Annotated in this window: 22 protein-coding genes, 1 tRNA gene and 1 pseudogene; 13 read left to right on the plus strand and 11 right to left on the minus strand. The window is 62.4% G+C overall.

The window, feature by feature from the left end:
• Genes M6D32_RS09920 through M6D32_RS09930 form a run of 3 tightly spaced genes read left to right on the plus strand, consistent with a single transcriptional unit; the run spans nt 1 to nt 2,314 of the window.
• Nucleotides 1-834 (plus strand): branched-chain amino acid ABC transporter permease, encoded by an 834-nt coding sequence (locus M6D32_RS09920; protein WP_298255724.1) that lies wholly within the window; start codon nt 1-3, stop codon nt 832-834.
• Complete coding sequence (locus tag M6D32_RS09925; RefSeq protein ID WP_298255725.1) at nt 831-1,592, plus strand: ABC transporter ATP-binding protein; 762 nt, start codon at nt 831-833, stop codon at nt 1,590-1,592. The genes M6D32_RS09920 and M6D32_RS09925 overlap by 4 nt, the downstream gene beginning before the upstream one ends.
• On the plus strand, nt 1,592-2,314 hold the full coding sequence (locus M6D32_RS09930) for an ABC transporter ATP-binding protein (RefSeq protein WP_298255726.1): 723 nt from the start codon (nt 1,592-1,594) through the stop codon (nt 2,312-2,314). Before M6D32_RS09925 ends, M6D32_RS09930 begins: the two co-directional genes overlap by 1 nt.
• A gap of 102 nt (nt 2,315-2,416) precedes the next feature.
• Here the strand turns inward: M6D32_RS09930 and M6D32_RS09935 are convergent, their stop codons facing one another.
• The 7 genes from M6D32_RS09935 to M6D32_RS09965 form a co-directional block, all read right to left on the minus strand.
• Complete coding sequence (locus M6D32_RS09935) at nt 2,417-4,210, minus strand: methyl-accepting chemotaxis protein (protein ID WP_298255727.1); 1,794 nt, start codon at nt 4,208-4,210, stop codon at nt 2,417-2,419.
• A 126-nt stretch (nt 4,211-4,336) separates the two neighbouring features.
• Nucleotides 4,337-4,678 carry a hypothetical protein gene (locus M6D32_RS09940; RefSeq protein WP_298255728.1) on the minus strand — a complete coding sequence of 114 codons (342 nt, stop codon included), beginning with the start codon at nt 4,676-4,678 and terminating at the stop codon, nt 4,337-4,339.
• Nucleotides 4,679-4,778: 100 nt separating this feature from the next.
• Nucleotides 4,779-4,855, minus strand: a tRNA-Met gene (locus tag M6D32_RS09945).
• Between the two features lie 122 nt (nt 4,856-4,977).
• Nucleotides 4,978-5,334, minus strand: coding sequence for a hypothetical protein (locus tag M6D32_RS09950; RefSeq protein WP_298255729.1), 357 nt, complete (start codon nt 5,332-5,334; stop codon nt 4,978-4,980).
• Between the two features lie 53 nt (nt 5,335-5,387).
• Nucleotides 5,388-6,026 carry a class I SAM-dependent methyltransferase gene (locus tag M6D32_RS09955; RefSeq protein ID WP_298255730.1) on the minus strand — a complete coding sequence of 213 codons (639 nt, stop codon included), beginning with the start codon at nt 6,024-6,026 and terminating at the stop codon, nt 5,388-5,390.
• 18 nt (nt 6,027-6,044) lie between these two features.
• Nucleotides 6,045-7,244: a tRNA 2-thiouridine(34) synthase MnmA gene (gene mnmA, locus M6D32_RS09960; protein WP_298255731.1), complete on the minus strand. Its 1,200-nt coding sequence runs from the start codon at nt 7,242-7,244 to the stop codon at nt 6,045-6,047.
• 452 nt (nt 7,245-7,696) lie between these two features.
• The gene (locus tag M6D32_RS09965; RefSeq protein WP_298255732.1) at nt 7,697-8,140 is read right to left on the minus strand and encodes a hypothetical protein; all 444 of its coding nucleotides are present in this window, start codon (nt 8,138-8,140) and stop codon (nt 7,697-7,699) included.
• A 427-nt stretch (nt 8,141-8,567) separates the two neighbouring features.
• On the opposite strand from M6D32_RS09965, the gene M6D32_RS09970 reads away from it, so the two are divergent.
• The 8 genes from M6D32_RS09970 (at nt 8,568) to M6D32_RS10005 (ending at nt 15,754) form a co-directional block, all read left to right on the plus strand.
• Nucleotides 8,568-9,245, plus strand: a complete 678-nt coding sequence (locus M6D32_RS09970) for a flagellar hook-length control protein FliK (RefSeq protein WP_298255733.1) — start codon at nt 8,568-8,570, stop codon at nt 9,243-9,245.
• Nucleotides 9,246-9,264: 19 nt separating this feature from the next.
• Nucleotides 9,265-9,966 (plus strand): flagellar hook capping FlgD N-terminal domain-containing protein, encoded by a 702-nt coding sequence (locus M6D32_RS09975; RefSeq protein ID WP_298255734.1) that lies wholly within the window; start codon nt 9,265-9,267, stop codon nt 9,964-9,966.
• Between the two features lie 184 nt (nt 9,967-10,150).
• The gene (locus M6D32_RS09980; RefSeq protein WP_002714638.1) at nt 10,151-10,426 is read left to right on the plus strand and encodes a DUF1153 domain-containing protein; all 276 of its coding nucleotides are present in this window, start codon (nt 10,151-10,153) and stop codon (nt 10,424-10,426) included.
• Between the two features lie 178 nt (nt 10,427-10,604).
• Nucleotides 10,605-12,239 (plus strand): flagellar basal-body MS-ring/collar protein FliF, encoded by a 1,635-nt coding sequence (gene fliF / locus M6D32_RS09985; protein ID WP_298255735.1) that lies wholly within the window; start codon nt 10,605-10,607, stop codon nt 12,237-12,239.
• Nucleotides 12,240-12,245: 6 nt separating this feature from the next.
• The gene (gene fliG / locus M6D32_RS09990) at nt 12,246-13,328 is read left to right on the plus strand and encodes a flagellar motor switch protein FliG (RefSeq protein ID WP_298255736.1); all 1,083 of its coding nucleotides are present in this window, start codon (nt 12,246-12,248) and stop codon (nt 13,326-13,328) included.
• The gene (locus M6D32_RS09995; RefSeq protein WP_298255737.1) at nt 13,328-13,942 is read left to right on the plus strand and encodes a FliH/SctL family protein; all 615 of its coding nucleotides are present in this window, start codon (nt 13,328-13,330) and stop codon (nt 13,940-13,942) included. Before fliG ends, M6D32_RS09995 begins: the two co-directional genes overlap by 1 nt.
• 23 nt (nt 13,943-13,965) lie before the next feature.
• On the plus strand, nt 13,966-14,316 hold the full coding sequence (fliN, locus tag M6D32_RS10000) for a flagellar motor switch protein FliN (protein ID WP_298255738.1): 351 nt from the start codon (nt 13,966-13,968) through the stop codon (nt 14,314-14,316).
• 55 nt (nt 14,317-14,371) lie between these two features.
• A complete protein-coding gene (locus M6D32_RS10005) occupies nt 14,372-15,754 on the plus strand; it encodes a sigma-54 dependent transcriptional regulator (protein WP_298255739.1) in 1,383 nt (460 codons plus the stop codon).
• Between the two features lie 253 nt (nt 15,755-16,007).
• On the opposite strand, the pseudogene M6D32_RS10010 reads toward M6D32_RS10005, so the two are convergent.
• The 4 genes and pseudogenes from M6D32_RS10010 to M6D32_RS10025 all read right to left on the minus strand — a co-directional run.
• Nucleotides 16,008-16,151 (minus strand): annotated as a pseudogene (locus tag M6D32_RS10010) (MetQ/NlpA family ABC transporter substrate-binding protein); the annotation flags it as partial.
• An 11-nt stretch (nt 16,152-16,162) separates the two neighbouring features.
• On the minus strand, nt 16,163-16,318 hold the full coding sequence (locus tag M6D32_RS10015) for a hypothetical protein (RefSeq protein WP_298255740.1): 156 nt from the start codon (nt 16,316-16,318) through the stop codon (nt 16,163-16,165).
• Nucleotides 16,319-16,334: 16 nt separating this feature from the next.
• Entirely contained in the window at nt 16,335-17,807 is a 1,473-nt protein-coding gene (locus M6D32_RS10020; protein ID WP_298255741.1) for a putative sulfate exporter family transporter, read from the minus strand.
• Nucleotides 17,808-18,046: 239 nt separating this feature from the next.
• A complete protein-coding gene (locus M6D32_RS10025; RefSeq protein ID WP_298255742.1) occupies nt 18,047-19,261 on the minus strand; it encodes an LLM class flavin-dependent oxidoreductase in 1,215 nt (404 codons plus the stop codon).
• Between the two features lie 169 nt (nt 19,262-19,430).
• Between M6D32_RS10025 and M6D32_RS10030 the strand changes: the two genes are divergently transcribed.
• On the plus strand, nt 19,431-20,546 hold the full coding sequence (locus M6D32_RS10030) for an ATP-dependent RecD-like DNA helicase (RefSeq protein WP_298255743.1): 1,116 nt from the start codon (nt 19,431-19,433) through the stop codon (nt 20,544-20,546).
• A gap of 221 nt (nt 20,547-20,767) precedes the next feature.
• The gene (gene msrA, locus M6D32_RS10035) at nt 20,768-21,457 is read left to right on the plus strand and encodes a peptide-methionine (S)-S-oxide reductase MsrA (RefSeq protein ID WP_298255745.1); all 690 of its coding nucleotides are present in this window, start codon (nt 20,768-20,770) and stop codon (nt 21,455-21,457) included.
• The last annotated feature ends 165 nt before the right edge of the window (nt 21,458-21,622 follow it).

Below are 21,622 nucleotides of genomic sequence, written 5' to 3' on the forward strand. Positions count from 1 at the left end.
ATGTCGGTGTATGATGCGGGCCTTCTTTCCGACATCGGCATCCTCCTGCTCGGCGCGCTCAGCGTCTACATCATCCTCGCTACCGGGCAGCTCTCGCTCGGCAATGCCGGCTTCATGGGGATCGGCGCCTATCTCACCTCCTGGCTGACGGTCGTCGCCGGCCTGCCGATCACGGCAGCACTGATCGTCGCCGCGCTGGTGTCGGGCGCAATCGGCGTCGCCGTCGGCTTTCCGGCGTTGCGGCTGAAGGGCATTTATCTCGCGATGGCAACGCTGGGCTTTGGCGAGATGGTGCGCTCTTTCTTCCAGAATTTTTCCGCGATGGGCGGCTCCGAGGGCTTTCACGGCATGCACCATGTCTCGACCGGCTATATCTGGACATGGGCTGCCATCGTGCTCGTATTGATCATGCTGATCGAAGCCTCGCCGATCTGGCTCGAGATCCGCGCGGTGCGCGACGACGAGACCGCAGCCGGCCTCGTCGGGCTCAACCCCACCGAAATCAAGGTCGGTGCCTTCGGCTGCGGTGCTGCGGTTGCGGCGATTGCCGGCGGTCTCTTTGCGCACCATCATGTCTATATCGAACCCGGCAATTTTTCTTTCGAGCGCTCGATCGACTTCGTGCTCGCCGTCATCCTCGGCGGCTCGACGGTGGCGCCAGGCGCGCTCGCCGGCGCGGTGATACTGGTGGTCTTGCCCGAATATCTTCGCTTCCTGGCCGACTGGCGCTTTGCCGCCTTCGGTGCGCTGTTGATCGGCATGCTGCTGGTGCGCCGCCAGGGCCTGCTTGATCGGGCGCTTCTTCGATTTGCCTGGCCGAGGTCGCGGGCATGAACAGCACAGCGCCCGCTCGCCTCAAACTCGATCATGTCACCAAGACATTCGGCGGCGTCCATGCGCTGACGGATCTGTCACTGCAAGTCGCGCCTGGCCAGATCGTCGGCGTGATCGGCCCGAATGGTGCGGGCAAGACGACGACGTTCAACGTCATCACCGGAGCCTATCGCGCCACGTCCGGCAGCGTGCTGCTCGATGGCCATGACGTCACTGCCGAGCCGTCACACCGGATCGCGCGCGCCGGTATCATGCGCACGTTCCAGAACATCCGGCTTTTTTCTGACATGAGCGTCTGGGAGCATCTTTTGGTGGCGCAACCCCATGCGGGTTCCTTCGCGCGACGTCTGCTGCCGACACGCTTTTCCAATCCGAAAGCGATCGAGCGCGCGGAAGAAGTGCTGGAGTTCTTCGCCCTTGGCGACGTTCGCAACCGCCTGGCACGCTCGCTTCCCTATGGCCTGCAGCGCAAGGTCGAGATGGCGCGTGCGGTCACGGCGCGGCCAAAACTGTTGCTTCTCGATGAACCCGTCGCCGGCATGAACCACGACGAGGCCGAGACCATCCGCTCCCTCATGCTGAGGTTGCGCCAGGACGGTCTCAGCATCCTCCTGATCGAACATGACATGGCGTTCGTCATGAACCTTTGCGATCACCTCTATGTCCTCGACTTCGGCGTACTGATTGCGCAAGGACGCCCGGAGGAGATCAGGCTCAATCCGGCGGTGCTCGACGCCTATCTCGGGCGGGCGGCGTGATGTTGAGGGTACGCGATCTCGTGGTCCGCTATGGCGCCATCCAGGCGGTACGCGGCATCGGCCTCGATATCGCCCAGGGCGAGATCGTCGCGCTGATCGGCGCCAATGGCGCGGGCAAGACGACGGTGGCGCGGGCGATTGCCGGGCTGTTGCCCTATCGCGGCGAGATCGCCTTCGAGGGCGAAGTCTTGAAGCCCAACAATGCCGAGCGCAATTTGCATCACGGCATTTCGCTGGTCCCCGAAGGACGCGGCATCCTCGGCACCATGACCGTGCAGGACAATCTTTTGATGGGTCTGTATGTCAGGCGCGACAAGGCGCAGGCGATGAAAGACCTCGCGGCGTTGCTGGAACGCTTTTCGATTTTGGCCGAACGCCGCCATCTGCTCGCAAGCCTGATGAGCGGTGGCGAGCAGCAGATGCTCGCGATCGCCCGCGCGCTGCTGTCGAAGCCGAAACTGCTGCTGCTCGATGAGCCGTCGCTGGGGCTCGCGCCGAAAATGACGGACGCCGTCTTCACGATGATCCAGGATTTGCGCCGCGAAGGCCTGACCGTCCTGCTGGTCGAGCAGAAGGCGCGCCAGACGCTGAAGATCGCCGATCGCGCATACCTGGTGGAAACCGGCCGCGTGATCACGTCGGGCCCGGCAAAAGAGATGATCGACGATCCCGTGGTCTCGGAAACCTTCCTCGGCGGGCGTGCCACTGCCGCCCACCCGTGACGATCCGCACGCGCGTCGCCGAGGTGAAGGTCTTGAGCACGGTTGCGCTTACTCCTGCGCTCGATGAATTCGTTCCGGTTCGGTCGCTTTGGAGGCCGGGTGTCAGGCAGCTCGGATGGTGCGAAGGAAGTGGCCAACTTCGAGTTTAAGGCGATCGCTTTCGCCCGCCAGCGAGCGGGCCGACGACAGAACCTGCAACGACGCAGACCCGGTTTCGCTCGCACCGCGACTGACGTCCGAGATATTAGCGGTCATTTGCGTTGTGCCCGTCGCAACTTGCTGGACGCTGCGCGAAATCTCGCTCGTCGCGGCGCCCTGTTCCTCGACGGCCGCAGCAATCGTCGATGCGATTTCGGAGATCCTACTGATCGTGCCGCCGATCTCCTCAATGGCGGCGACGGAGCCGCTGGTGGCGAGTTGCATCGCCGAGATTTGGGTGGAGATTTCGTCAGTCGCCTTGGCCGTCTGCGACGCCAGTGCCTTGACTTCCTGCGCCACGACGGCGAAGCCCCTGCCGGCATCGCCGGCGCGCGCAGCCTCGATCGTCGCGTTGAGAGCCAACAGGTTGGTCTGTTCGGCGACGTTGGTGATCAGCTTGACGACGTCACCTATCCGCGTGGCGAGCTGAGACATTTCTGCGATCCGTGCGTCGGTCGCCTCGGCCTGCTGCACAGCGACCGCTGCGATCTGGCTCGATTCCTGCACTTGCCGGCCAATCTCGCGGACTGAGGAAGAGAGCTGCTCGACGCAGGCTGCCACCGAATTGACATTCGCCGAAGCCTGTTCCGATCTTGTCGCGACCTGCGTTGAAAGAGACTGTGCAGTTTCCGCCGTTTGCGTCAGCGTCGCGGCTGCGGCTTCGAGTTCAGTCGATGCCGAGGAGACCGTATTGACGATACTGCCGACCGCGCGTTCAAACTCGCCGGCGATGCGCTCCATGTCGGCCTTGCGCTGGCGGGAACCGCGCTGCTCCGCTTCCACTTGTTCGCCGCGCAGCCGGTCGGTTTCGATCATGTTGTCCTTGAACACGGCAACGGTGCCGGCCATGGCGCCGATCTCGTCGCGTCGATTGCCTCCGGGGACCGTCATATGCATGTCGCCGCTGGCAAGGCGCCTCATCACACTCACAAGCCCGGATATCGGGTTAATGATGCTGCGGGTCACCAGTATTGTGACGGCGATCAACAGGACTCCGATCAGGGCGACGCCAAGGATGATGCTTCTGCTGAGGGTCGCGCCGTTGGCAAGCTGCCTGTCGATAACCGTATCGACTTCGAGGACACCTCGAACGTCTCCAAGCTTCCAGTCCGTCTTCGGCGAACTAGCGGCGGTGTTGTGGCAATTCACGCACGCCTGGGCTGTCATGGTGTCGGCGACCGCGACGCGCAGCATCGTCCTACCATCGCGAACGCCGGTTCGCGAGAACGAATCTTGCGGGTTCTTCGTCAGGTAATCCCACGCGCCGCGCTGGAAGTCATCGAGTACGCGGTCCTTGCGGTTCGGGAACGGGTACTCACTAAAGAGCGTCAGCGTGGTGTCCTGTTTCGACAACAGCCCACTCAGATCATGGATCATCGTCGCCGGCAGCGGAATTGCCTTGTCGTCGGTCTTGTGGTCGAATGACGCCTTCAGGGCCCCGCTCTTCACAACCTTGCTCACAACGTCTTCCGTGTAGTACCCGCGGATGATCTTGAATTGGTTGGCAATCTGCTTGCTTGCCGCAAGCGCTTCATCGTTCGCGTTGGCGCTGATCATGCGCGGGATGATGAACCAGACTGCCACGATTCCGGCGATCACCACCACCGGGATCGGCAAGATCATCCTGAAAGCAAGGCTATCGCGGAATGCGATCTTGTCGGCGCCGCGAGATAGAGCGGCTGGTTGACGGGCAGACATAGGCGTCTTTGCTTGGTTGCACTAGCTAATCGGCTCGATGCCGGACGGCCCAGTTCTTGCCGCCTTCCGCAGTCACGGCGCACCTTGATATGCGAGTGCGTTACAGGACAACGTACGCGGACTTGTTTAAGGGCGGGTAAAGCAGCGCGGCGCGCGCATGATGGAATCGTCGCCAATGCCGCTACTGGAATTAGACGGGTCGTCAATTCGGATTAGATGGAGCGCGCCTGGCAAATACTTTTCCCCACCGGTGAAGACGATCACGTTGACGTCATCGCGTTCGCCGAGCGCGATGAAGTGGGCTGCGATCTCGTCGAGCACATCTGCTTCAATCGACAGAAAATCAATCTCAGTCAGGTCTTTGTCGGCCAGACCGAAGACATCAGGCAAACCGACGACCGCATTTGGCTGGTCAGCTTCATGCAATATGATCTTGGATACTTCGACCTGGAGCAGAAAACCTTGCAACCCCTCGACAACCCGTTCGGCACGAGGTTGTCACCCATGTCTTAGGTACGCTCTGTTACCCATGTCTCCGGGCCGGACACGGAACGGACCAGGTCACGCGTGGTAGCGGGAGAGGGACTCGAACCCCCGACCCCAGGATTATGATTCCCGTGCTCTAACCAGCTGAGCTACCCCGCCACGGTGCAGGCAAACGCGGCTCTAGCTAAGTGCCGCGGTCGCGAACGCGCGGCATATAAGAAGCAGGCCTTGGCGCTGTCAAGCAAAGCCAGCAGCCTTGCCGAAGTCCTGGAATCGCAAGGCTATTTCGGCTGGACGTTGGGGTTGCCGCCGGGGCTGCCGGGCGGCGGAATCACTGGCGTATTGCCGGAATTCGGCGGAATTGGCGCGCGGATCTCCGGGTCCATCCCTGACGGCGGACATAATACGCCGTTTGATTTGGCCAGTTTGTCGGCGAGCGGCTCACCGGCCTGTCCGGTCGTGGTGCCCGGCTCGTTGTTGAGGCGCGGCTGCGCGGATTTCGCCATCGGCGTGCAGTTGTCGGCCATGGCGGTGGCGGTCGGCGCTGGCGGCGTCGTCAGCGTGGGCGGCGCCTGCGCGGCCGCGCCCGCCACCGGCAGGATCAGTCCCAACACAAGGAGAAGCGCATGTTTTGTCATCCTGAGAAAACGGAGGTCGCCAGCGCTGGTTCCGTGCTCCCACGGTAAAGATTTCAGGCCTTCCGATAACGGATCAGCGAGAAATGCCCCATCGGCGGCATCGGACGGCGTTCGGTCAGGCTCACACCGCCATGTCGCGCCGCCCAGTTCACCAGCCGCGCCCAAGGAAACTCCGGCCGCCAGCCAAGCCTGCGGGCAAGCGGCGCAAACGCAAGCTCGAAAGCGCGCCGCGGGCCGCCCTCAGCGCCGATATGATTGACCAGGATGAGTTCGCCGCCGGGTTTCAACACACGAACAAAATCGTCGAGCGTGGCCTCGGGATTCGGAACTGCGGTGATCACATATTGTGCGACCACGGCATCGAAGGAGGAATCCGCGAATGCGAGATTCCTGGCGTCCATGACTGCCAGCGTCTCGACATTTTTCAGCCCCAGCGCCCGCACTCTCTGTTGCGCCTTGCGCAGCATCGGCTCGGAGATGTCGACGCCGCACACCTTGGTGGTCGCGGCATAATCCGACAGCGACAATCCGGTGCCGACGCCGACGTCGAGAATCCGTCCGCCGATCCGGTCGGCCTCCGCAATTGTGGACTGGCGCCCGTGATCGAAGACTTTGCCGAAGACGAGGTCATAGATCGGCGCCCAGCGCCCATAAGCCTTCGCGACCCCCTCGCGGTCGATATCTGACGCCATGCCCCCGCCTTGAAACCTTTATCCGCGCACCGCCTCGGCAAGCGGCGGCGTGACAGCTCCCCTCGCCGCCTTGCCGGCCATTCCCTTTGCACTTGCACTCTGGATAAAGCCGCCTCCGAGCACCCGCGCACGGCCAGAGGGCGCATCGTAGAACACGCAGGCCTGGCCGGGCGAAACGCCCTCTTCACCGGCGACGAGATCGACCGCATAGCCGTCGCCGGTCGCACGCAGCCATGCCGGCTGCGGGGCGCGCGTCGAGCGAACGCGTACGAAAATCTCAAGCCCTGCGCCGACCGCGCGATCGAGCGGGCCATCGCCGATCCAGTTCACGTCGCGCAGTTCGACATGATCCATCCGCAGCGCCTCGCGCGGACCCACCACCACGCGACGGTGTGCGGCGTCCAGCCTCACCACGTAGAGCGGCGCACCGGAGGCAATGCCCAATCCGCGGCGCTGGCCGACGGTGAAGTGAACGACGCCCTGATGGGTACCGATGACGCGGCCATCGAGATCGACAATGTCGCCCGGTTCGATCGCATTCGGCCGCAGCCGGCCGATCACGTCCGTATAGCGGCCGGTCGGCACAAAGCAGATGTCCTGACTATCGTGCTTGTCGGCGACTTCAAGGCCGAAACGCCGCGCCAGTTCGCGCGTCTCGGGCTTGGTCATGTCGCCGAGCGGAAAGCGCAGATATTGCAGTTGCTCGCGCGTCGTTGCGAACAAGAAGTAACTCTGGTCGCGATCGGGATCCGCCGCGCAGACCAGCTCGCGCGAACCGTCCGCCATCGGACGCGAGGCGACATAGTGCCCGGTCGCCAGCACGGATGCGCCGAGTTCCCGCGCCGTTTCCATCAAATCGCGAAACTTGATCGAACGGTTGCATTCGATGCAAGGCACCGGCGTTTCGCCGGAGGCATAGCTCTCGGCGAAATTGTCGATCACCGACTGGCGAAAGCGGCTCTCGTAATCCAGTACGTAATGCGGAATGCCGATCCGCTCGGCGACATTGCGCGCGTCGTGAATGTCCTGGCCCGCGCAGCAGGCACCCTTACGATGGGTCGCCGCACCGTGGTCGTAAAGCTGCAAGGTGATACCGACGACGTCGTAACCTTGCGACTTCAACAGCGCCGCCGTCACCGAGGAATCGACGCCGCCCGACATGGCAACCACCACGCGGGTGTCCGGGGGACGGCCTTCGAGATCGAGACTGTTACGCATGGTTCGGGTCACCAGAGCGCCGAGCGCTTCGCGGCCACAAGGTCATCTTGCGGGGGTTGGAGGCGTCCGGGCGTTTCTTTGGGGCTCACCTCTATGGGGAGGCCGGAAAGCTGCACTTTAATATAGGCCGTAACCGCGCGAAGCAATCACAGCCGCCGCCACGCAGCCTTGCGACGGCAAATCTTGCCGCCGGGCAGAAACGATGGGGTTAAAGGCGGCGCGAGCGGGACTCGATCAAACTAATAAGATATTGAAATACTTATATATTTCCTATCTCGGCGGAATGGCCCGGTCCTTGCTGATTGTTTCGCGAGTTCCCTCGCCGGAGTCCGTCCTGTGCTCAGCGTTACCCAAGATGCTACCGCCAATGCTGCGCTCCAGGCCGCGCCCTCCTGGATGATGCGTAACAGTTCGCCGGCGAACGATCTTTTCGGGAACCTGGTCAACCAGAATCAGCCGAACGAGTCGGCGTCAGCGCCGCCTCCCCCTCCATCGGCGCAGCACAATGCGGATGCCTCGCCGCCGCCGGCCGCCGACAACAATGCCCCGCCCGCGAACGACGCCAATAATGGCGCAAGCCGTCCAAATAGCGGCGCGAGCGCCAACAACAATACGCCTCCGCCTCCGACAAACGCCGGCTGCAATAATGACGGCTCGTCATCCAATTCCAACTCCGACCCATCGGCCACTGCCAACGCCAGCAGCAACGGCGCAGCGGCTAACGGGAACAGCCGGTCCACAACGGGGACGACGACGACAGCGAAGTCGGGCACATCGAAATCGGACGGCGATAAATCCAAAGGCAAGGATGCCGGCGGCGATGCGACCGCGGTGGACGCGACGATCCTCGTCCAGCAAGTCGGAAGTATTTCGACGACACCGACGCCGGTTGCCATTGCGATTCCCACGTCCACGCCTGCGACCACTGTGCCCACGACCGCGCCTTCCTCGGGCGCGCCGACCGCGCCGCTGGCCCTTGCCGCAGCCGCAATTGCAGCGAGTTCACAACCGCTCTCGCCAACCAGTCTACCCGTCCAGGGCAAGACTGATGGCGCCGCGGCATCCACGACCCCGTCCGGCAGCCCGCAAACAGCAGCAAAGACGGGCGTCCCTACACCTGTCGTGACCGCGAACACCGGCGCGCCAGCGCCCGCAGACGCTTCCGCTCTGGCGTCAGCTGTCGCCGCCACCACCACGCCCGTCACAAAGCCCCAAGGGAAAACGCAAGCCGCCGCTACGACGAGCGGAGGCGCCTCGACTACATCGACATCGACAGATACGACGTCAACCGATGGAGCGACGGACCCGGCTCAGAGCGCGGCGATGGCGCAGACGTCGACGACGGGCAAGCTCGAAACGGCGAACCTGGCCGTCCAGGGCGCCACGACAGATGCAGCCGGGGCGACGCCAGCGGCGTCAAGCCATGACCATGCTGTGGCAGCAGCTACAGCCGCCCATGTTGCCGCCGACGCGGCCGATCCGTCTGCGCAAGCATTCGGGCCGGCGCAACCGCAGCTCAATTCGACATCAAACCTCACCTCGACGAGCAACCTGACAGCAACGGCCGCGACCAACGGCGCGGTGCCGTTGAGCGGGCTCGCGGTGGAAATCGTCGCCAATGTAAAGAGCGGCAAGAGCAGCTTTGAAATCAGGCTCGATCCTGCGGATCTCGGGCGCATCGACGTTCGCGTCCAGATCGACCGGAACGGCCAGGTCACCTCGCACCTGACGGTCGAGAAGCCAGAGACGCTGTCGATGCTGCAGCAGGACGCGCCGCAACTGCAGCAGGCGCTCAACGACGCCGGCTTGAAGACCGACAGCGGCGGGCTGCAATTCAGCCTGCGCGACCAATCGTCCTCCGGACAGAATAGCGGGAACGGCGGCAACCCCAATGCGCGGCGGCTGATCATCAGCGAGGACGACGCCGTCCCCGCCGTGGTCGCTGGCCGCAGCTATGGCCGTTCGCTGTCATCGAACGGCGGTGTGGATATCCGAGTGTAAAGAGTCAGGGGAGAAGGACATGACGACAGCAGCAGCTACCACCCAACCCGTCGTTTCGGGCACCACGACTGTCTCGTCCTCATCGAGCAGCAGTTCGGCCGCAGCCGCCAACGCGCTCGCGAACACGCAGATCGCAGGCAACTTCCAGAGCTTCCTGCAACTCCTCACCACGCAATTGCAGAACCAGAACCCGCTGAGCCCACTCGACACCAACCAGTTCACCCAGCAACTCGTCGAGTTCGCCGGCGTCCAGCAGCAGATCAACACCAACGATTCGCTGGCCAACCTCGTCTCGCTCCAGCAGACCGCGCAATCGAGTCAGGCTTTGCAGTTCGTCGGCAAGACGGCCGTCGTCAAGGGCAGCACGGCGGAAATGTCGAGCAGCAAGGCGGTCTGGAAGCTCAACATTCCCACCGCCTCCGCGGTCAATGTCTCGATCGCCAACAGCTCCGGCCAGACTGTCTACAGCTCAAGTTTTGCCGCCAATGCCGGCAACAACCAGATGTTCAACTGGAACGGCCTCGGCACCGATGGCACCCAATTCCCCGACGGCAATTACACCCTTTCTGCGACCGCCAAGGATTCCAACGGCAACAACGTTGCGGTTTCGACCTCGGTCGCAGGCGTCGTCAGTTCGGTGGATCTCACCCAGTCGCCGCCGCTTTTGTCGATCGGCGGCCAGACTTTCACGGTCAACCAGGTCGAGAGCATCATCGATTAGCCCCGCCACAGCGGCGGGGACTTAAGGTTCAGTTAAAAATGCGCGCCGGATTGCGGCGCCGAAACGCCTTTGCGCGGTCATTTTCAAGGAGATTCGTATTAGACCCTTGGGTTTAGGCAAATTTTAAGCCGCCCGGCGTAGCTTGATGGCGTGAGTTCAGTGGTTGAGAGTTTGTGAGTACGCCATGACAGAGCCCCACCGCCCGAGGGTAAAATACGTCATCGGGCCCGACGGCAGTCCGTTGACAATCGCGGATCTGCCCGCACCCGGCACCAAGCGATGGGTCATCCGTCGCAAGGCGGAAGTCGTTGCCGCAGTTCGCGGCGGCCTGCTGTCCCTCGAGGAAGCTTGTAGCCGCTACACGCTGACCGTCGACGAATTCCTCTCCTGGCAGTTTTCCATCGATCAGCACGGCCTTGCCGGGCTTCGAACCACCCGAATCCAGCAATACCGCCAGTAATCGTCGCCTTGAGCGACCATTTGACGAAAATCGGCTTCGCTGTGCGAAGCCGGTTTTTTCCGTTTTGGCACTTTCGCGTCCGCCCTTAACCTTCGTTAACCATATCGAAACCATACCGTAGGCAATAATTGCCCAGTGGTCCGATCCCTGTTGGGACCGAATCTGAGGGGCGGTTGGTTTGCAGAATCTCGTAAGCTTTCTGAGAGGCTTGGGCGCTTCGCGATTGATGGCGATGGTGGCGGTGACGGCCGCACTGATCGGCTTCTTCGCGTTCGTCATCATGCGCGTCACCACGCCGCAGATGACCACCCTCTTCACCGACCTAAGCCTCGACGACTCTTCCGCGATCATCAAGGAGCTGGATCGCCAGGCCATTCCGTACGAACTCCGCAACGACGGCGCCATCATCATGGTGCCCAAGGACAAAGTCACGCGGCTGCGCATGAAGCTCGCCGAAAGCGCTCTGCCCAAGGGCGGCGGCGTCGGCTACGAGATTTTCGACAAGTCCGACGCACTCGGCACCACCAGTTTCGTCCAGAACATCAACCATTTGCGCGCGCTGGAAGGCGAACTGGCGCGAACCATTCGCGCCATCGATCGCATCCAGGCCGCCCGCGTCCACCTCGTCCTGCCGGAACGGCCGTTGTTTGCGCGGGAGACCCCCGAACCGTCGGCCTCGATCGTCGTGCGGGTGCGCGGCAACCTCGAGCCACAGCAGATCCGGGCAATCCGCCATCTGGTTGCTTCCGCGGTCAACGGGTTGAAGCCGCAGCGGGTGTCGATCGTCGACGAAGCTGGCCAGCTGCTGGCCGACGGCGCAGCCGGGCCGAACGACAACGCAGCCGGCGACGATCGGCGGGTGGCGTTCGAGAAACGGCTACGCAGCGAGGTTGAGACGATCGTTTCGTCGGTGGTCGGCACAGGCCGCGCCCGCGTCCAGCTCTCGGCCGACTTCGACTACAACAAGATCACCGAGACCTCCGACAAATTCGATCCCGAAGGTCGGGTGCTGCGGTCAAGCCAGACCCGTGAAGAATCCAGCGCCACCGCCGAGAACAATGGCCAGGTCTCGGTCGGCAACGAACTGCCGGGCGCCCAAAACCCCAACAACACGCCGGTCGCGCGCGACCAGAGCAAGAAGAGCGAAGAAACCAGCAATTACGAGATTTCGCACACCACCAAAACCGAGGTGACGGAGGCCGGACGGGTCAATCGCATCTCGGTCGCGGTGCTGGTCGACGGCAGTTATACCAAGAACGACAAAGGCGAGATGGTCTACCAGGAGCGCAGCAAGGAACAGCTCGACCGGATTTCCGCGCTGGTGCGCTCGGCCATCGGCTTCGACCAGAAGCGCGGCGACCAGGTCGAGGTCGTCAATCTGCGATTTGCCGAAGCGCCCGCTGTCGCGCCGCTCGAGCCGCCGGCAGGCCTGCTCGGAATGCTGCAATTCACCAAGGATGACGTCATGTACGTCATCGAGCTCGGCGTGATGATGCTGCTTGGCATCGTGGTGCTGTTCATGGTGGTCCGCCCGCTGGTCAAACGCATCATTGCCGACGAGCCCGTCGCGCCCCTCGCCGAAGGAAGGCTGCCGGCCATCGTCGACGGTGGCGGCGCGCAGAGCGCCGTGCCCGGCAGCGGCGGCCCGAACCTCGTCCCTGGCGTCAACAACACGGCGACCCTGATCGACGTTGCCCAGGTTCAGGGACAGGTCCACGCCCAATCCGTTCATCGTGTCGGCGAGCTCGCCGAACGCAACCCCAACGAAACCGCAGCCATTATCCGTCAGTGGCTCTCCGAACCCGCCGCGTGATTCGAAATGGCCGTACCGCAAACCAATAACGCCAACGACATTGCCAACGTGATCTCCTCGCTGGCGGCGCGCCAGAACGGCAAAGCCAAGGCCCCTCTGCTTCCGGGGCCGAAGCGCGCCGCCATTCTGATGCTGGCGCTTGGCGAACAATATGGCGACAAGGTCTGGTCGTTGCTCGACGATGACGAGGTGCGGGAACTGTCGGTGCACATGTCGACGCTCGGCACGGTGGAGGCCGACGTCGTCGAAGACATGCTGCTCGAATTCGTGTCGCGAATGTCGGCATCCGGCGCCCTGATGGGCAATTTCGACGCCACCGAACGATTGCTGCAGCAGTACCTGCCGCCCGAGCGCGTGGTCGGCATCATGGACGAGATCCGCGGACCGGCCGGCCGCAACATGTGGGAGAAGCTCTCCAACGTCCAGGAAGAGGTGCTCGCGAACTACCTCAAGAACGAATACCCGCAGACGATTGCCGTCGTGCTCTCGAAGCTCAAGCCGGAGCACTCGGCGCGCGTGCTCGCGATCCTGCCTGAAGATATGGCGCTCGACGTCATCAACCGCATGCTGAGAATGGAAGCGGTTCAGAAGGAAGTCATCGAGCGCGTCGAGCAGACGCTGCGGGTCGAATTCATGTCGAACCTGTCGCAGACCAGGCGGCGGGATGCCCATGAGGTGATGGCCGAAATCTTCAACAATTTCGACCGCCAGACCGAAACGCGGTTCATCACCTCGCTGGAAGAGGAAAACCGTGAATCGGCCGAGCGCATCAAGGCGCTGATGTTCACCTTCGACGACCTGATCAAGCTCGACTCCGGATCGGCGCAAACGCTGATGCGTAACGTCGACAAGGACAAGCTGGCCATCGCACTGAAGAGCGCCAACGAAGAGGTCCGCGGCTTCTTCCTCGGCAATATGTCTTCGCGCGCAGGAAAGATGCTGCTCGACGACATGGCGGCGATGGGGCCGGTACGGCTTAGAGATGTCGACGAGGCGCAGGCGCTCCTGGTCAATCTGGCCAAGGACCTCGCGGCGAAGGGCGAAATCACGCTCACCAAGAACCGCGCCGACGACGAGCTGGTGTACTGATGGCTTCGCCTGCAAAATTCCTGTTCGACACCGACTTTGCCGCTCCCGTGCGCGAGCGTCCGGCCACGCCGGCAGAGGTCGCCCAGAGGGTCGCCGATGCCGAGGCCCGCGCCTATCGCAATGGCTACGATGCCGCGTTGCGCGAAGCCAGGGTGGATAGCGATCGCCGTTCGGCCGCCGCGCTGCAGGAGATCGGCGCCGCGATCAAGGGCATTGCTGCCCGCTTCTCCGGCATCGAAAGCCGGATGGAAACCGAGGCCGTCGATGTCGCGGTTGCGGTCGCGCGCAAACTCGCCAACGAGCTGATCGTGCGCGAGCCGCTCGGCGAGGTCACGGCGCTGGTCGCCGACTGCTTTGCGCAACTGGTTTCAACGCCGCATATCGTGGTCAGGATCAACGACACCCTTTACGAGGCGGCCCACGTCCGCATCGAGGCGCTAGCGAAGCAGAGCGGTTTTGCCGGACGCCTGATCATCCTGGCCGAGCCGAGTATTGCGACCGGCGATTGCCGGATCGAATGGGCGGACGGCGGCGTCGTTCTCGAACGTGCGGCCATCGAGGCCAAGATCAGCGAACTTGTCGGGCGCTATATCGCGTCCCGCGACCAGGCCTGAACGGGCCTTGAGAGGAATGAACCATGAGTGACACCGACGGACAGGTTCCCCTCCCGGATCTGAATTCGGCCGACACGCCGGCGATGGCCGATGTCGCCTACAACGAGGACGAGAATGCCGCCCGCATCGCGGCCGATCTCGAGGCCGTGTTCGACGTGCCGGTCCAGGTTTCGGCGGTTCTCGGCCGCTCCAAGATGGACGTCGGCGATTTGCTCAAGCTCGGCCCCGGGACGGTTCTCGAACTCGACCGCCGGGTCGGCGAGGCGATCGATATTTACGTCAACAACCGCCTGGTCGCGCGCGGCGAGGTGGTTCTGGTCGAGGACAAGCTCGGCGTGACGATGACGGAAATCATCAAGGCTGAACGCAACTAGGTTTTATCAATTAAGGCGCGCCTGAACGGCGCGAACAGACGAACAGGAGATTACCATGCGGCTTCTCATCGTTGGCACCCTGAAGGGGCAGCTCACAACGGCCACCAAGATCGCGATGGACAATGGCGCATCCGTCACCCATGCGGAAGACAACGAACAGGCAATGCGGGTGTTGCGCGGCGGCAAGGGCGCCGACCTGCTGCTGGTCGACGTGTCGCTCGACATTCGCGATCTCGTCACGCGGCTTGAGGCCGAGCACATTCATGTGCCGATCGTCGCCTGCGGCATCTCCAACGACGCCCGCGCCGCGGTCGCCTCGATCCATGCGGGGGCCAAGGAATATATCCCGCTGCCTCCGGATCCGGAGCTGATCGCCGCAGTCCTCGCCGCCGTCGCCAACGACTCGCGCGATCTGGTCTATCGCGACGACGCCATGGCCAAGGTCATCAAGCTCGCCCAGCAGATTGCGGGCTCGGACGCTTCCGTCATGATCACGGGCGAGTCCGGCACCGGCAAGGAAGTGCTGGCGCGCTATGTCCACACCCGCTCCAACCGCGCCAAAAGACCGTTCATCTCGATCAATTGCGCAGCGATCCCCGAACACCTCCTGGAGTCCGAGCTGTTCGGACACGAAAAGGGCGCGTTCACCGGCGCCGTAGCCCGGCGCATCGGAAAGTTCGAGGAAGCCACTGGCGGCACGCTCCTGCTCGATGAAATCTCGGAGATGGATGTGCGGCTGCAATCCAAACTGCTCCGCGCAATCCAGGAGCGCGTGATCGATCGCGTCGGCGGCACGCGGCCGGTTCCGGTCGACATCCGCATCCTCGCGACCTCCAACCGCAATCTCGCCGACGCCGTGCGCGAAGGCACCTTTCGCGAGGACCTGTTGTTCCGCCTCAACGTCGTCAACCTGAAGATTCCGCCGCTGCGCGAGCGCCCGGCTGATATCCTCGAACTGGCGCAGCATTTCGCCAAGAAATATGCCGACGCCAACGGCGTTCCGCTGCGGCCGCTTTCCGCCGAGGCCCGCCGTGTGCTGACGACGAACCGCTGGCAGGGCAACGTCCGCGAACTTGAAAACACCATCCATCGCTCGGTGCTGATGGCGCAAGGCGACGAGATCGGCGTCGACGCGATCATCACGCCGGACGGCGACCGGCTGGATTCACCCAAGACCGTTCCGGCGGTGGCGCATGCGACCTTCGCCGCCGAACAGGTGACCCGCGCGCTTGTCGGACGCACCGTGGCGGACGTCGAGCGCGACCTGATCCTGGAGACGCTGAAGCATTGCCTCGGCAACCGTACGCACGCAGCCAATATCCTCGGCATCTCCATCCGGACGCTGCGCAACAAGCTCAACGAATACGCCGATGGCGGCTTGCCGATCACCCCGCCCAACACGACCGGCGAATTCCCCCGGATGCCGGCGATCGGATAGCGATCGAGCGGAAGAAGAGCATCGCGGCAGGCCTGCCAAAATCCTGCCTAGTTGTACAAGCGCCTCACGAGTAGTTGGGCGCCTCCGGCTTGCGGAAGATATGAATGGGATCGCCGGGTTCGAACGTGCGTCCGGTAAACATCACATAGGCGTAAAGCGCGAGCTAGGCGATCGCCAGCGCGCCGACGGCGAAGAACAGCCAGGTGGCGGCGCGCTTCATCGGTCGGCTATCGGCGGTGCAGGAGCCGGCGCCCTACCGGGACGGCAGCACCGCGCCCTTGAATTTCGTCAAAGCGAATTGGCGCACTTCCGGCGTATGATAGCTTTCCACCAACGTCTTGACCCATGGCTTGTCCTTGTCGGCACTGCGCACCACGATGATGTTGGTGTAAGGCCCTGACTGAAAGGTCAGAGCTTGATCGGCACGAAATGATTGACGGCGATCAGGATCACCAAAAGCACGATACCGAGCCCGAGGCTGAAGCCGATCAGCTTCTTTTCGATCGGCAGAAGCGGCTCGACTTCCTTGGCATTGATCTTGTCCCTGAGATTGGATGTCGGCATGAGGTAACCTTTGATGTTAGCTGGCCAGGGGCGGCTTGAAGCCGTTGAAGAACAGCCAGGAGATCAGAAGCCCGACCCAGATCACGAAGCCGAACAGGCTGACGAAATAGACCGCGGCGAGCTTGCCGAAGCCCTGCTGCCAGAGTTTTCGGAAATCCGACAACACGCCGATCGAGAAGAAGGTGAGCACGAAGAAGATCACGCGGAACACGTTCGCTTCGCCCGCGGCCGCCGGCAACGCCTTCGCAACGGCCGGCGTCGAACCGATCGCAAGCCACAGCGACACCGCAAACACCAGCGCGAAGCCCAGAATGAATTTCGGGAACCGCTGCCAGATCTCGCGCGGCTTGGCCCTATCCGGTCCCTTGTCAATATGATTGGTCCAGATGTAGCCCAGAATGAAGGCCCAGACGCCGATGAAGATATCGATGAAGATCTTCACCGTGGTCGTGGTCGCGAGAATCCAGCCCGGCTGATACTTGATTCCTTCCGCGGCCGCCTTCGCCAGGATCAGGGATTCGGTGATGCCGCCTCCGGCGACCGCCGCGCCGTCGGTCTTGACCGCCAATCCCATCCAGGCACCGGCCACCAGCGGCTCCTGCCACAGGAAATGCTGCGCCAGGAACGGCAGGATCAGAACTTCGACGACGGCAAAAACGACGACCAGCGACGACACCAGGATCGGCACCGCCGGCCGCGCCCGGATGGCGCCGCCGGTTGCGATCGAGGCGGCGACACCGCAAATCGAAATGCCGGACGCAAGCGGCACCGACCATTCGCGGCTGAAGCCGAACCATTTGCGCGCGACGTAATAGACCACGGCCCAGTAGATCAGATAGGCCTCGACGATCGCTGCAGCGCCACGCAGCAATAGCGAGGAGGCAAGGTTCAACCTGCCCGCCGCGGTCACGGCAACCGTGGCGCCGAGAATGACGATCGCGATCTTGATATAGAGCTCGGGTCGGATCGCCTCTCTCAGCCATTCGGCAAACCGCGGCAAGAAATTGGCAATGACGAGCCCCACAACCAACGCAACGATGTAGCCGCCCTCGTTGGTGAGCCTGAGCGACCAGGCGATGCCGAATTTCTGTTGTTCGGAAGGAGTCACTGCCGCTACATGGGCATAGCTGCCGACGATCCAGCACCCATAGGCAATCGCAAAGACCGCGGTGAAGGCGAGCGCAAATTTCCGGACATCCGCGCCAAGGGTTGCGACGCCCGCGGTCAGCACCACAAGCAGCGCGACATAGGTCGCGATCAGCGCGCCGCCGCCGCCGAGCCAGGCGTAGGTCTTGGCAAAGGGGCTGAGGGCTTTCGCGAGGTCGACATAAACCGTCGTGTTGACGGCCCAGCCCAGAATGTCGGTGCCGCTGAGGCTGACCAGCGCCGCCGCGTACACCAGCAGGCCGATGACGACGGCCAGCCAGTCCTCGGTCAACTGCGCCCGCAGCGTCAGTGGCTCCGAAGCCTTGATCGGGATGTCCGACATTTCGAATCCCCAAAATGATCGGGACGCAGCCCCGAAAAACGCGACATATTCCCGCTTTGAGGATGATGGGGTCGCGCTGCCCTGTCGAGGATCTGAGAAAAAAAGCGATGTTCGGCCTGCCGGATCGAGGCCAAACGCCGCCTTTCTTCCACCGAATACTAAAGTCGAAGATCGTTTTTCCCCCGCACGCCAATCGGGTGACCAGCGTTTCAGGGACAGACCGGCCTCAAAAAAGTCGTTTACCGCGCTGCCGCCGATGCGCTTTTCGCCGGCCCAACATGGAGCGCAAGCTTCCCGTAGCGGTCGGTGAATTCAGCCGTATCGATCTCCTCGAGCTGGATCGCGCCGGTCATGACACCTGTCTTCCAGGCGTCGTGTTCGACGTCGTGCTGGAATTCCGGCATCACTTCGCGGCCGAACAGTTCGAGAGATTCGCAGATGTGCTCGTGACTGTTCTTGCCGGCCTGGTTGAGCAGGATGACCTGATCGATATGGGAGGAGCGGAAGCGCCGCAACTTCTTGCGGATCGTTTCCGGCGACCCGATCAAGCCGCTGCGGAGCGCTGCCTCCTGCGCTTCCGGATTCTCGCGCTTCCATTTGTTGTATTCGTCCCACATGTTGACCGCGCCGGGCGCCGGACGCTGACGGTTCTGCGAGGCGCCGTAAAAGCGCAACGCGAACTGAAAAAACGTGGCGCCGTCGGCGCGTAGCCGCGCCTCTTCATCCGTCTTCGCGCACATGAAGAACGACACCAGCGCCATATTCGGATTGATCTCGTAGTCGGCGAGCTTCTTCAAGCGCTTGGTGATCGCATTGTAGTAAGCATGCACCCAGGCATGTGCGGCGTCCGCACTGACGAACTGAAAGCCGAGCGCGCCAAAGCCGTTTTGGCCGGCGCGTTCGATGGTCGGCAATTGCGAGCAGGCCATCCATAGCGGCGGATGCGGCTTCTGAACCGGCTTCGGCACCACGTTGCGCAGGGGAATGTCGAAATACTTGCCATGGTGCTCGCAGCCGCCGTCGCGAAACATCGGGAAGATCGCCGCGACAGCTTCCTCGAACACCTCCTTCTTGGTCTCCATGTCGCGGTCGAAAGGCTCGAGCTCGGTGATGGAGGCGCTTTCGCCCATCCCGAATTCGCAGCGGCCGCGGCTGAGGAGATCGAGCACGGCAACACGCTCGGCCACCCGTGCCGGGTGATTGGTGGTGAGCTGGAAAATGCCGTGCCCCAGCCGGATGTTTTGGGTGCGCTGGCTGGCGGCTGCCAGAAACGCTTCCGGCGCGGGCGAGTGCGAATATTCCTCGAGGAAATGATGCTCCACGACCCAGGCGTGGTCGTAGCCGAGCCGGTCAGCGGTCTCGAGCTGCGTCAGCGCGTCCTGATAGAGCTTGAGTTCGTCGCCTTCCCGCCATGGGCGCGGCAGTTGCAACTCATAGAAGATGCCGAACTTCATGACGCTTCTCCCGCGGCCGGTCCTGTCGTTTGACACAGTGTAATTCGCGGAAAACCTTAGTCCAGCCGAGGGCTTATTCCGTGAAGCGGAAGCTGCTTGCGCTGCCTGCATGAATGGTTAGGTTGGGTTTGGCCGCTCGAATCTCACACGGCCTCCCATCCGAGATCCAATGACCAACTTCACCCCGCATCAGGATGCCGCGCTCAATGCCGTGGCCAAGTGGCTGAAGGCCAAGCCGGGCCGCACCGGCACGCCGCAGGTATTCCGCCTGTTCGGCTATGCCGGCACCGGCAAGACCACGCTGGCCCGCCATGTGGCGGAAGGAGTCGATGGCCAGGTCAAATTCGCCGCCTTCACCGGCAAGGCTGCGCTGGTGATGCGCAACAAGGGCTGCGACAACGCCTCCACCATCCATTCGCTGATTTATCGCGCCCGCGAATCCGGCGTCGAGCAGCCAAGCTTCGAATTGTGGGACGATGCACCGGCCTCCAAGGCAAAGCTGATCATCATCGACGAATGCTCGATGGTGGATGCCGAGATGGGCCGCGACCTGATGTCGTTCGACTGTCCCCTGCTCGTGCTTGGCGACCCGGCGCAGTTGCCTCCGATCCAGGGCGGTGGCTTTTTTACCGGCAGCGAGCCCGATGCGATGCTGACCGAGGTGCACCGCCAGGCGCAGGACGATCCGATCGTGCGGATGTCGATGGATATCCGCGAAGGAAGAGAGCTTGAGCCCGGGCGCTACGGCGAAAGCGAAATCGTGGCGCGCGCCGACCTCGATCCGGAGCGGGTGATGCAGGCCGACCAGGTGCTGGTGGGACGCAACAACACCCGCCGCGCCTACAATATGCGGATGAGGCAGAAGCAGAATATCGAGGATCCGCTACCGGTTGCCGGCGACAAGCTCGTCTGCCTTCGCAACAACCGCAAGAAGGGGTTGTTCAATGGCGGCCTGTGGCGCGTCAAGTCTCGCAACGCCTCACGGTCCAAGTCGCGCATCGTCTCCTTGCGGCTCGCGCCAGACGAGGAGTTCAGCCACAAGGTGACGAAAGTGTCGGTCCGATGCGACTGCTTCGAGGGCGGCATCGAGGCGATACCGTGGGAACAGCGCAAACCGTACGACGAATTCGATTTCGGCTACGTGCTCACGGTGCACAAGTCGCAGGGCTCACAATGGGATGACGTGGTGCTGTTCGACGAGAGCTTTGCCTTTCAGGACAGCCGCGCCCGCTGGCTCTATACCGGTGTAACCCGGGCGGCCAAGCGGCTTTCCATCGTGGTTTGAGCCCGGCCGGCATGGCGGCCAAGCGGACCAAAATCCCGCATTTTTCACGGACTCGTGTGATCTTCCCGGTAACGGATCGCCGTTTGGCCCGTATCTTGAGCAAACTCGGGCGCGGACCGATTGCGATCAGCTTGTGCTGCCTTAAATTGATCCCGTCCCGCCACACCCGATTGGAAATCCAGGAGCCAGCTCCCATGACCCGCCGCCTCAGCCGTTTTCCAATGTACGTCGCCGCCATCGGCCTGCTGGCGATTTCCGCCATCGCGGTCACGCCATCGCTTGCCGCCGAAGATGCGGTGGTCATTCCGCCACCGGCGGTCGACGTTCAGAACGCAAGCGGCATCCAGACCGCGGTTCTGGCCGGCGGCTGCTTCTGGGGCGTGCAGGGCGTGTTCCAGCACACCAAGGGTATCGTCAGCGCGGTGTCCGGCTATTCCGGCGGCAAAAAGACGACCGCCGACTACCGCATGGTTTCTACCGGCACGACCGGACATGCGGAATCCGTCGAGGTCAAGTTCGATCCGAAGAAGATCAGCTACGGCAAGGTCTTGCAGATCTTCTTTTCGGTAGCGCACGACCCGACGCAACTGAACCGTCAGGGGCCGGATACCGGCACGCAATATCGCTCCGCAATCTTCACCACTTCGGACGAGCAGAAGAATGTTGCGGACGCCTATATCGCCCAACTCAATGCCGCCGGCGTCTACAAGAAGCCGATCGTGACGAAGGTCGGTCCGCTGCAAGGGTTTTTCGCGGCAGAAGCCTATCACCAGGACTACCTGACGCTGCACCCCACCCAACCCTATATTGCCTATAACGACATTCCGAAGGTCGAAAACCTGAAGAAGATTTTCGCCGAGAACTATTCCGCCAAGCCCACATTGGTAAGCGATATCAAGGCCACCAACTAGTGCTCCGATTCCGAAGTTCGTATCATATTGCGGCTCCACGTTTACGAACTTCGGAATCAAAGGAGCACTAGCCAATTATATGATTCTAGTGCGGTTTAGAATTTGAAGTTCCTATGACGAGGTTGCCGCGAAACTGATAGGAACTTCAAATTCACCGCACTAGTC

Origin of the sequence: Bradyrhizobium sp., from assembly GCF_027307225.1 — a bacterium.
In the GTDB taxonomy this organism is placed as follows: domain Bacteria; phylum Pseudomonadota; class Alphaproteobacteria; order Rhizobiales; family Xanthobacteraceae; genus Bradyrhizobium.

What these genes read in the sequence shown, in the direction of transcription:
- M6D32_RS09920 (WP_298255724.1), top strand. Translation starts at nt 1, where the DNA reads ATGTCGGTGTATGATGCGGGCCTTCTTTCCGACATCGGCATCCTCCTG.
- M6D32_RS09925 (WP_298255725.1), top strand. Translation starts at nt 831, where the DNA reads ATGAACAGCACAGCGCCCGCTCGCCTCAAACTCGATCATGTCACCAAG.
- M6D32_RS09930 (WP_298255726.1), top strand. Translation starts at nt 1,592, where the DNA reads ATGTTGAGGGTACGCGATCTCGTGGTCCGCTATGGCGCCATCCAGGCG.
- M6D32_RS09935 (WP_298255727.1), bottom strand. Translation starts at nt 4,210, where the DNA reads ATGTCTGCCCGTCAACCAGCCGCTCTATCTCGCGGCGCCGACAAGATC.
- M6D32_RS09950 (WP_298255729.1), bottom strand. Translation starts at nt 5,334, where the DNA reads ATGACAAAACATGCGCTTCTCCTTGTGTTGGGACTGATCCTGCCGGTG.
- M6D32_RS09955 (WP_298255730.1), bottom strand. Translation starts at nt 6,026, where the DNA reads ATGGCGTCAGATATCGACCGCGAGGGGGTCGCGAAGGCTTATGGGCGC.
- mnmA (WP_298255731.1), bottom strand. Translation starts at nt 7,244, where the DNA reads ATGCGTAACAGTCTCGATCTCGAAGGCCGTCCCCCGGACACCCGCGTG.
- M6D32_RS09965 (WP_298255732.1), bottom strand. Translation starts at nt 8,140, where the DNA reads ATGGCAACCGGCGTCGGTGTCGTCGAAATACTTCCGACTTGCTGGACG.
- M6D32_RS09970 (WP_298255733.1), top strand. Translation starts at nt 8,568, where the DNA reads ATGGCGCAGACGTCGACGACGGGCAAGCTCGAAACGGCGAACCTGGCC.
- M6D32_RS09975 (WP_298255734.1), top strand. Translation starts at nt 9,265, where the DNA reads ATGACGACAGCAGCAGCTACCACCCAACCCGTCGTTTCGGGCACCACG.
- M6D32_RS09980 (WP_002714638.1), top strand. Translation starts at nt 10,151, where the DNA reads ATGACAGAGCCCCACCGCCCGAGGGTAAAATACGTCATCGGGCCCGAC.
- fliG (WP_298255736.1), top strand. Translation starts at nt 12,246, where the DNA reads ATGGCCGTACCGCAAACCAATAACGCCAACGACATTGCCAACGTGATC.
- M6D32_RS09995 (WP_298255737.1), top strand. Translation starts at nt 13,328, where the DNA reads ATGGCTTCGCCTGCAAAATTCCTGTTCGACACCGACTTTGCCGCTCCC.
- fliN (WP_298255738.1), top strand. Translation starts at nt 13,966, where the DNA reads ATGAGTGACACCGACGGACAGGTTCCCCTCCCGGATCTGAATTCGGCC.
- M6D32_RS10005 (WP_298255739.1), top strand. Translation starts at nt 14,372, where the DNA reads ATGCGGCTTCTCATCGTTGGCACCCTGAAGGGGCAGCTCACAACGGCC.
- M6D32_RS10015 (WP_298255740.1), bottom strand. Translation starts at nt 16,318, where the DNA reads ATGCCGACATCCAATCTCAGGGACAAGATCAATGCCAAGGAAGTCGAG.
- M6D32_RS10020 (WP_298255741.1), bottom strand. Translation starts at nt 17,807, where the DNA reads ATGTCGGACATCCCGATCAAGGCTTCGGAGCCACTGACGCTGCGGGCG.
- M6D32_RS10025 (WP_298255742.1), bottom strand. Translation starts at nt 19,261, where the DNA reads ATGAAGTTCGGCATCTTCTATGAGTTGCAACTGCCGCGCCCATGGCGG.
- M6D32_RS10030 (WP_298255743.1), top strand. Translation starts at nt 19,431, where the DNA reads ATGACCAACTTCACCCCGCATCAGGATGCCGCGCTCAATGCCGTGGCC.
- msrA (WP_298255745.1), top strand. Translation starts at nt 20,768, where the DNA reads ATGTACGTCGCCGCCATCGGCCTGCTGGCGATTTCCGCCATCGCGGTC.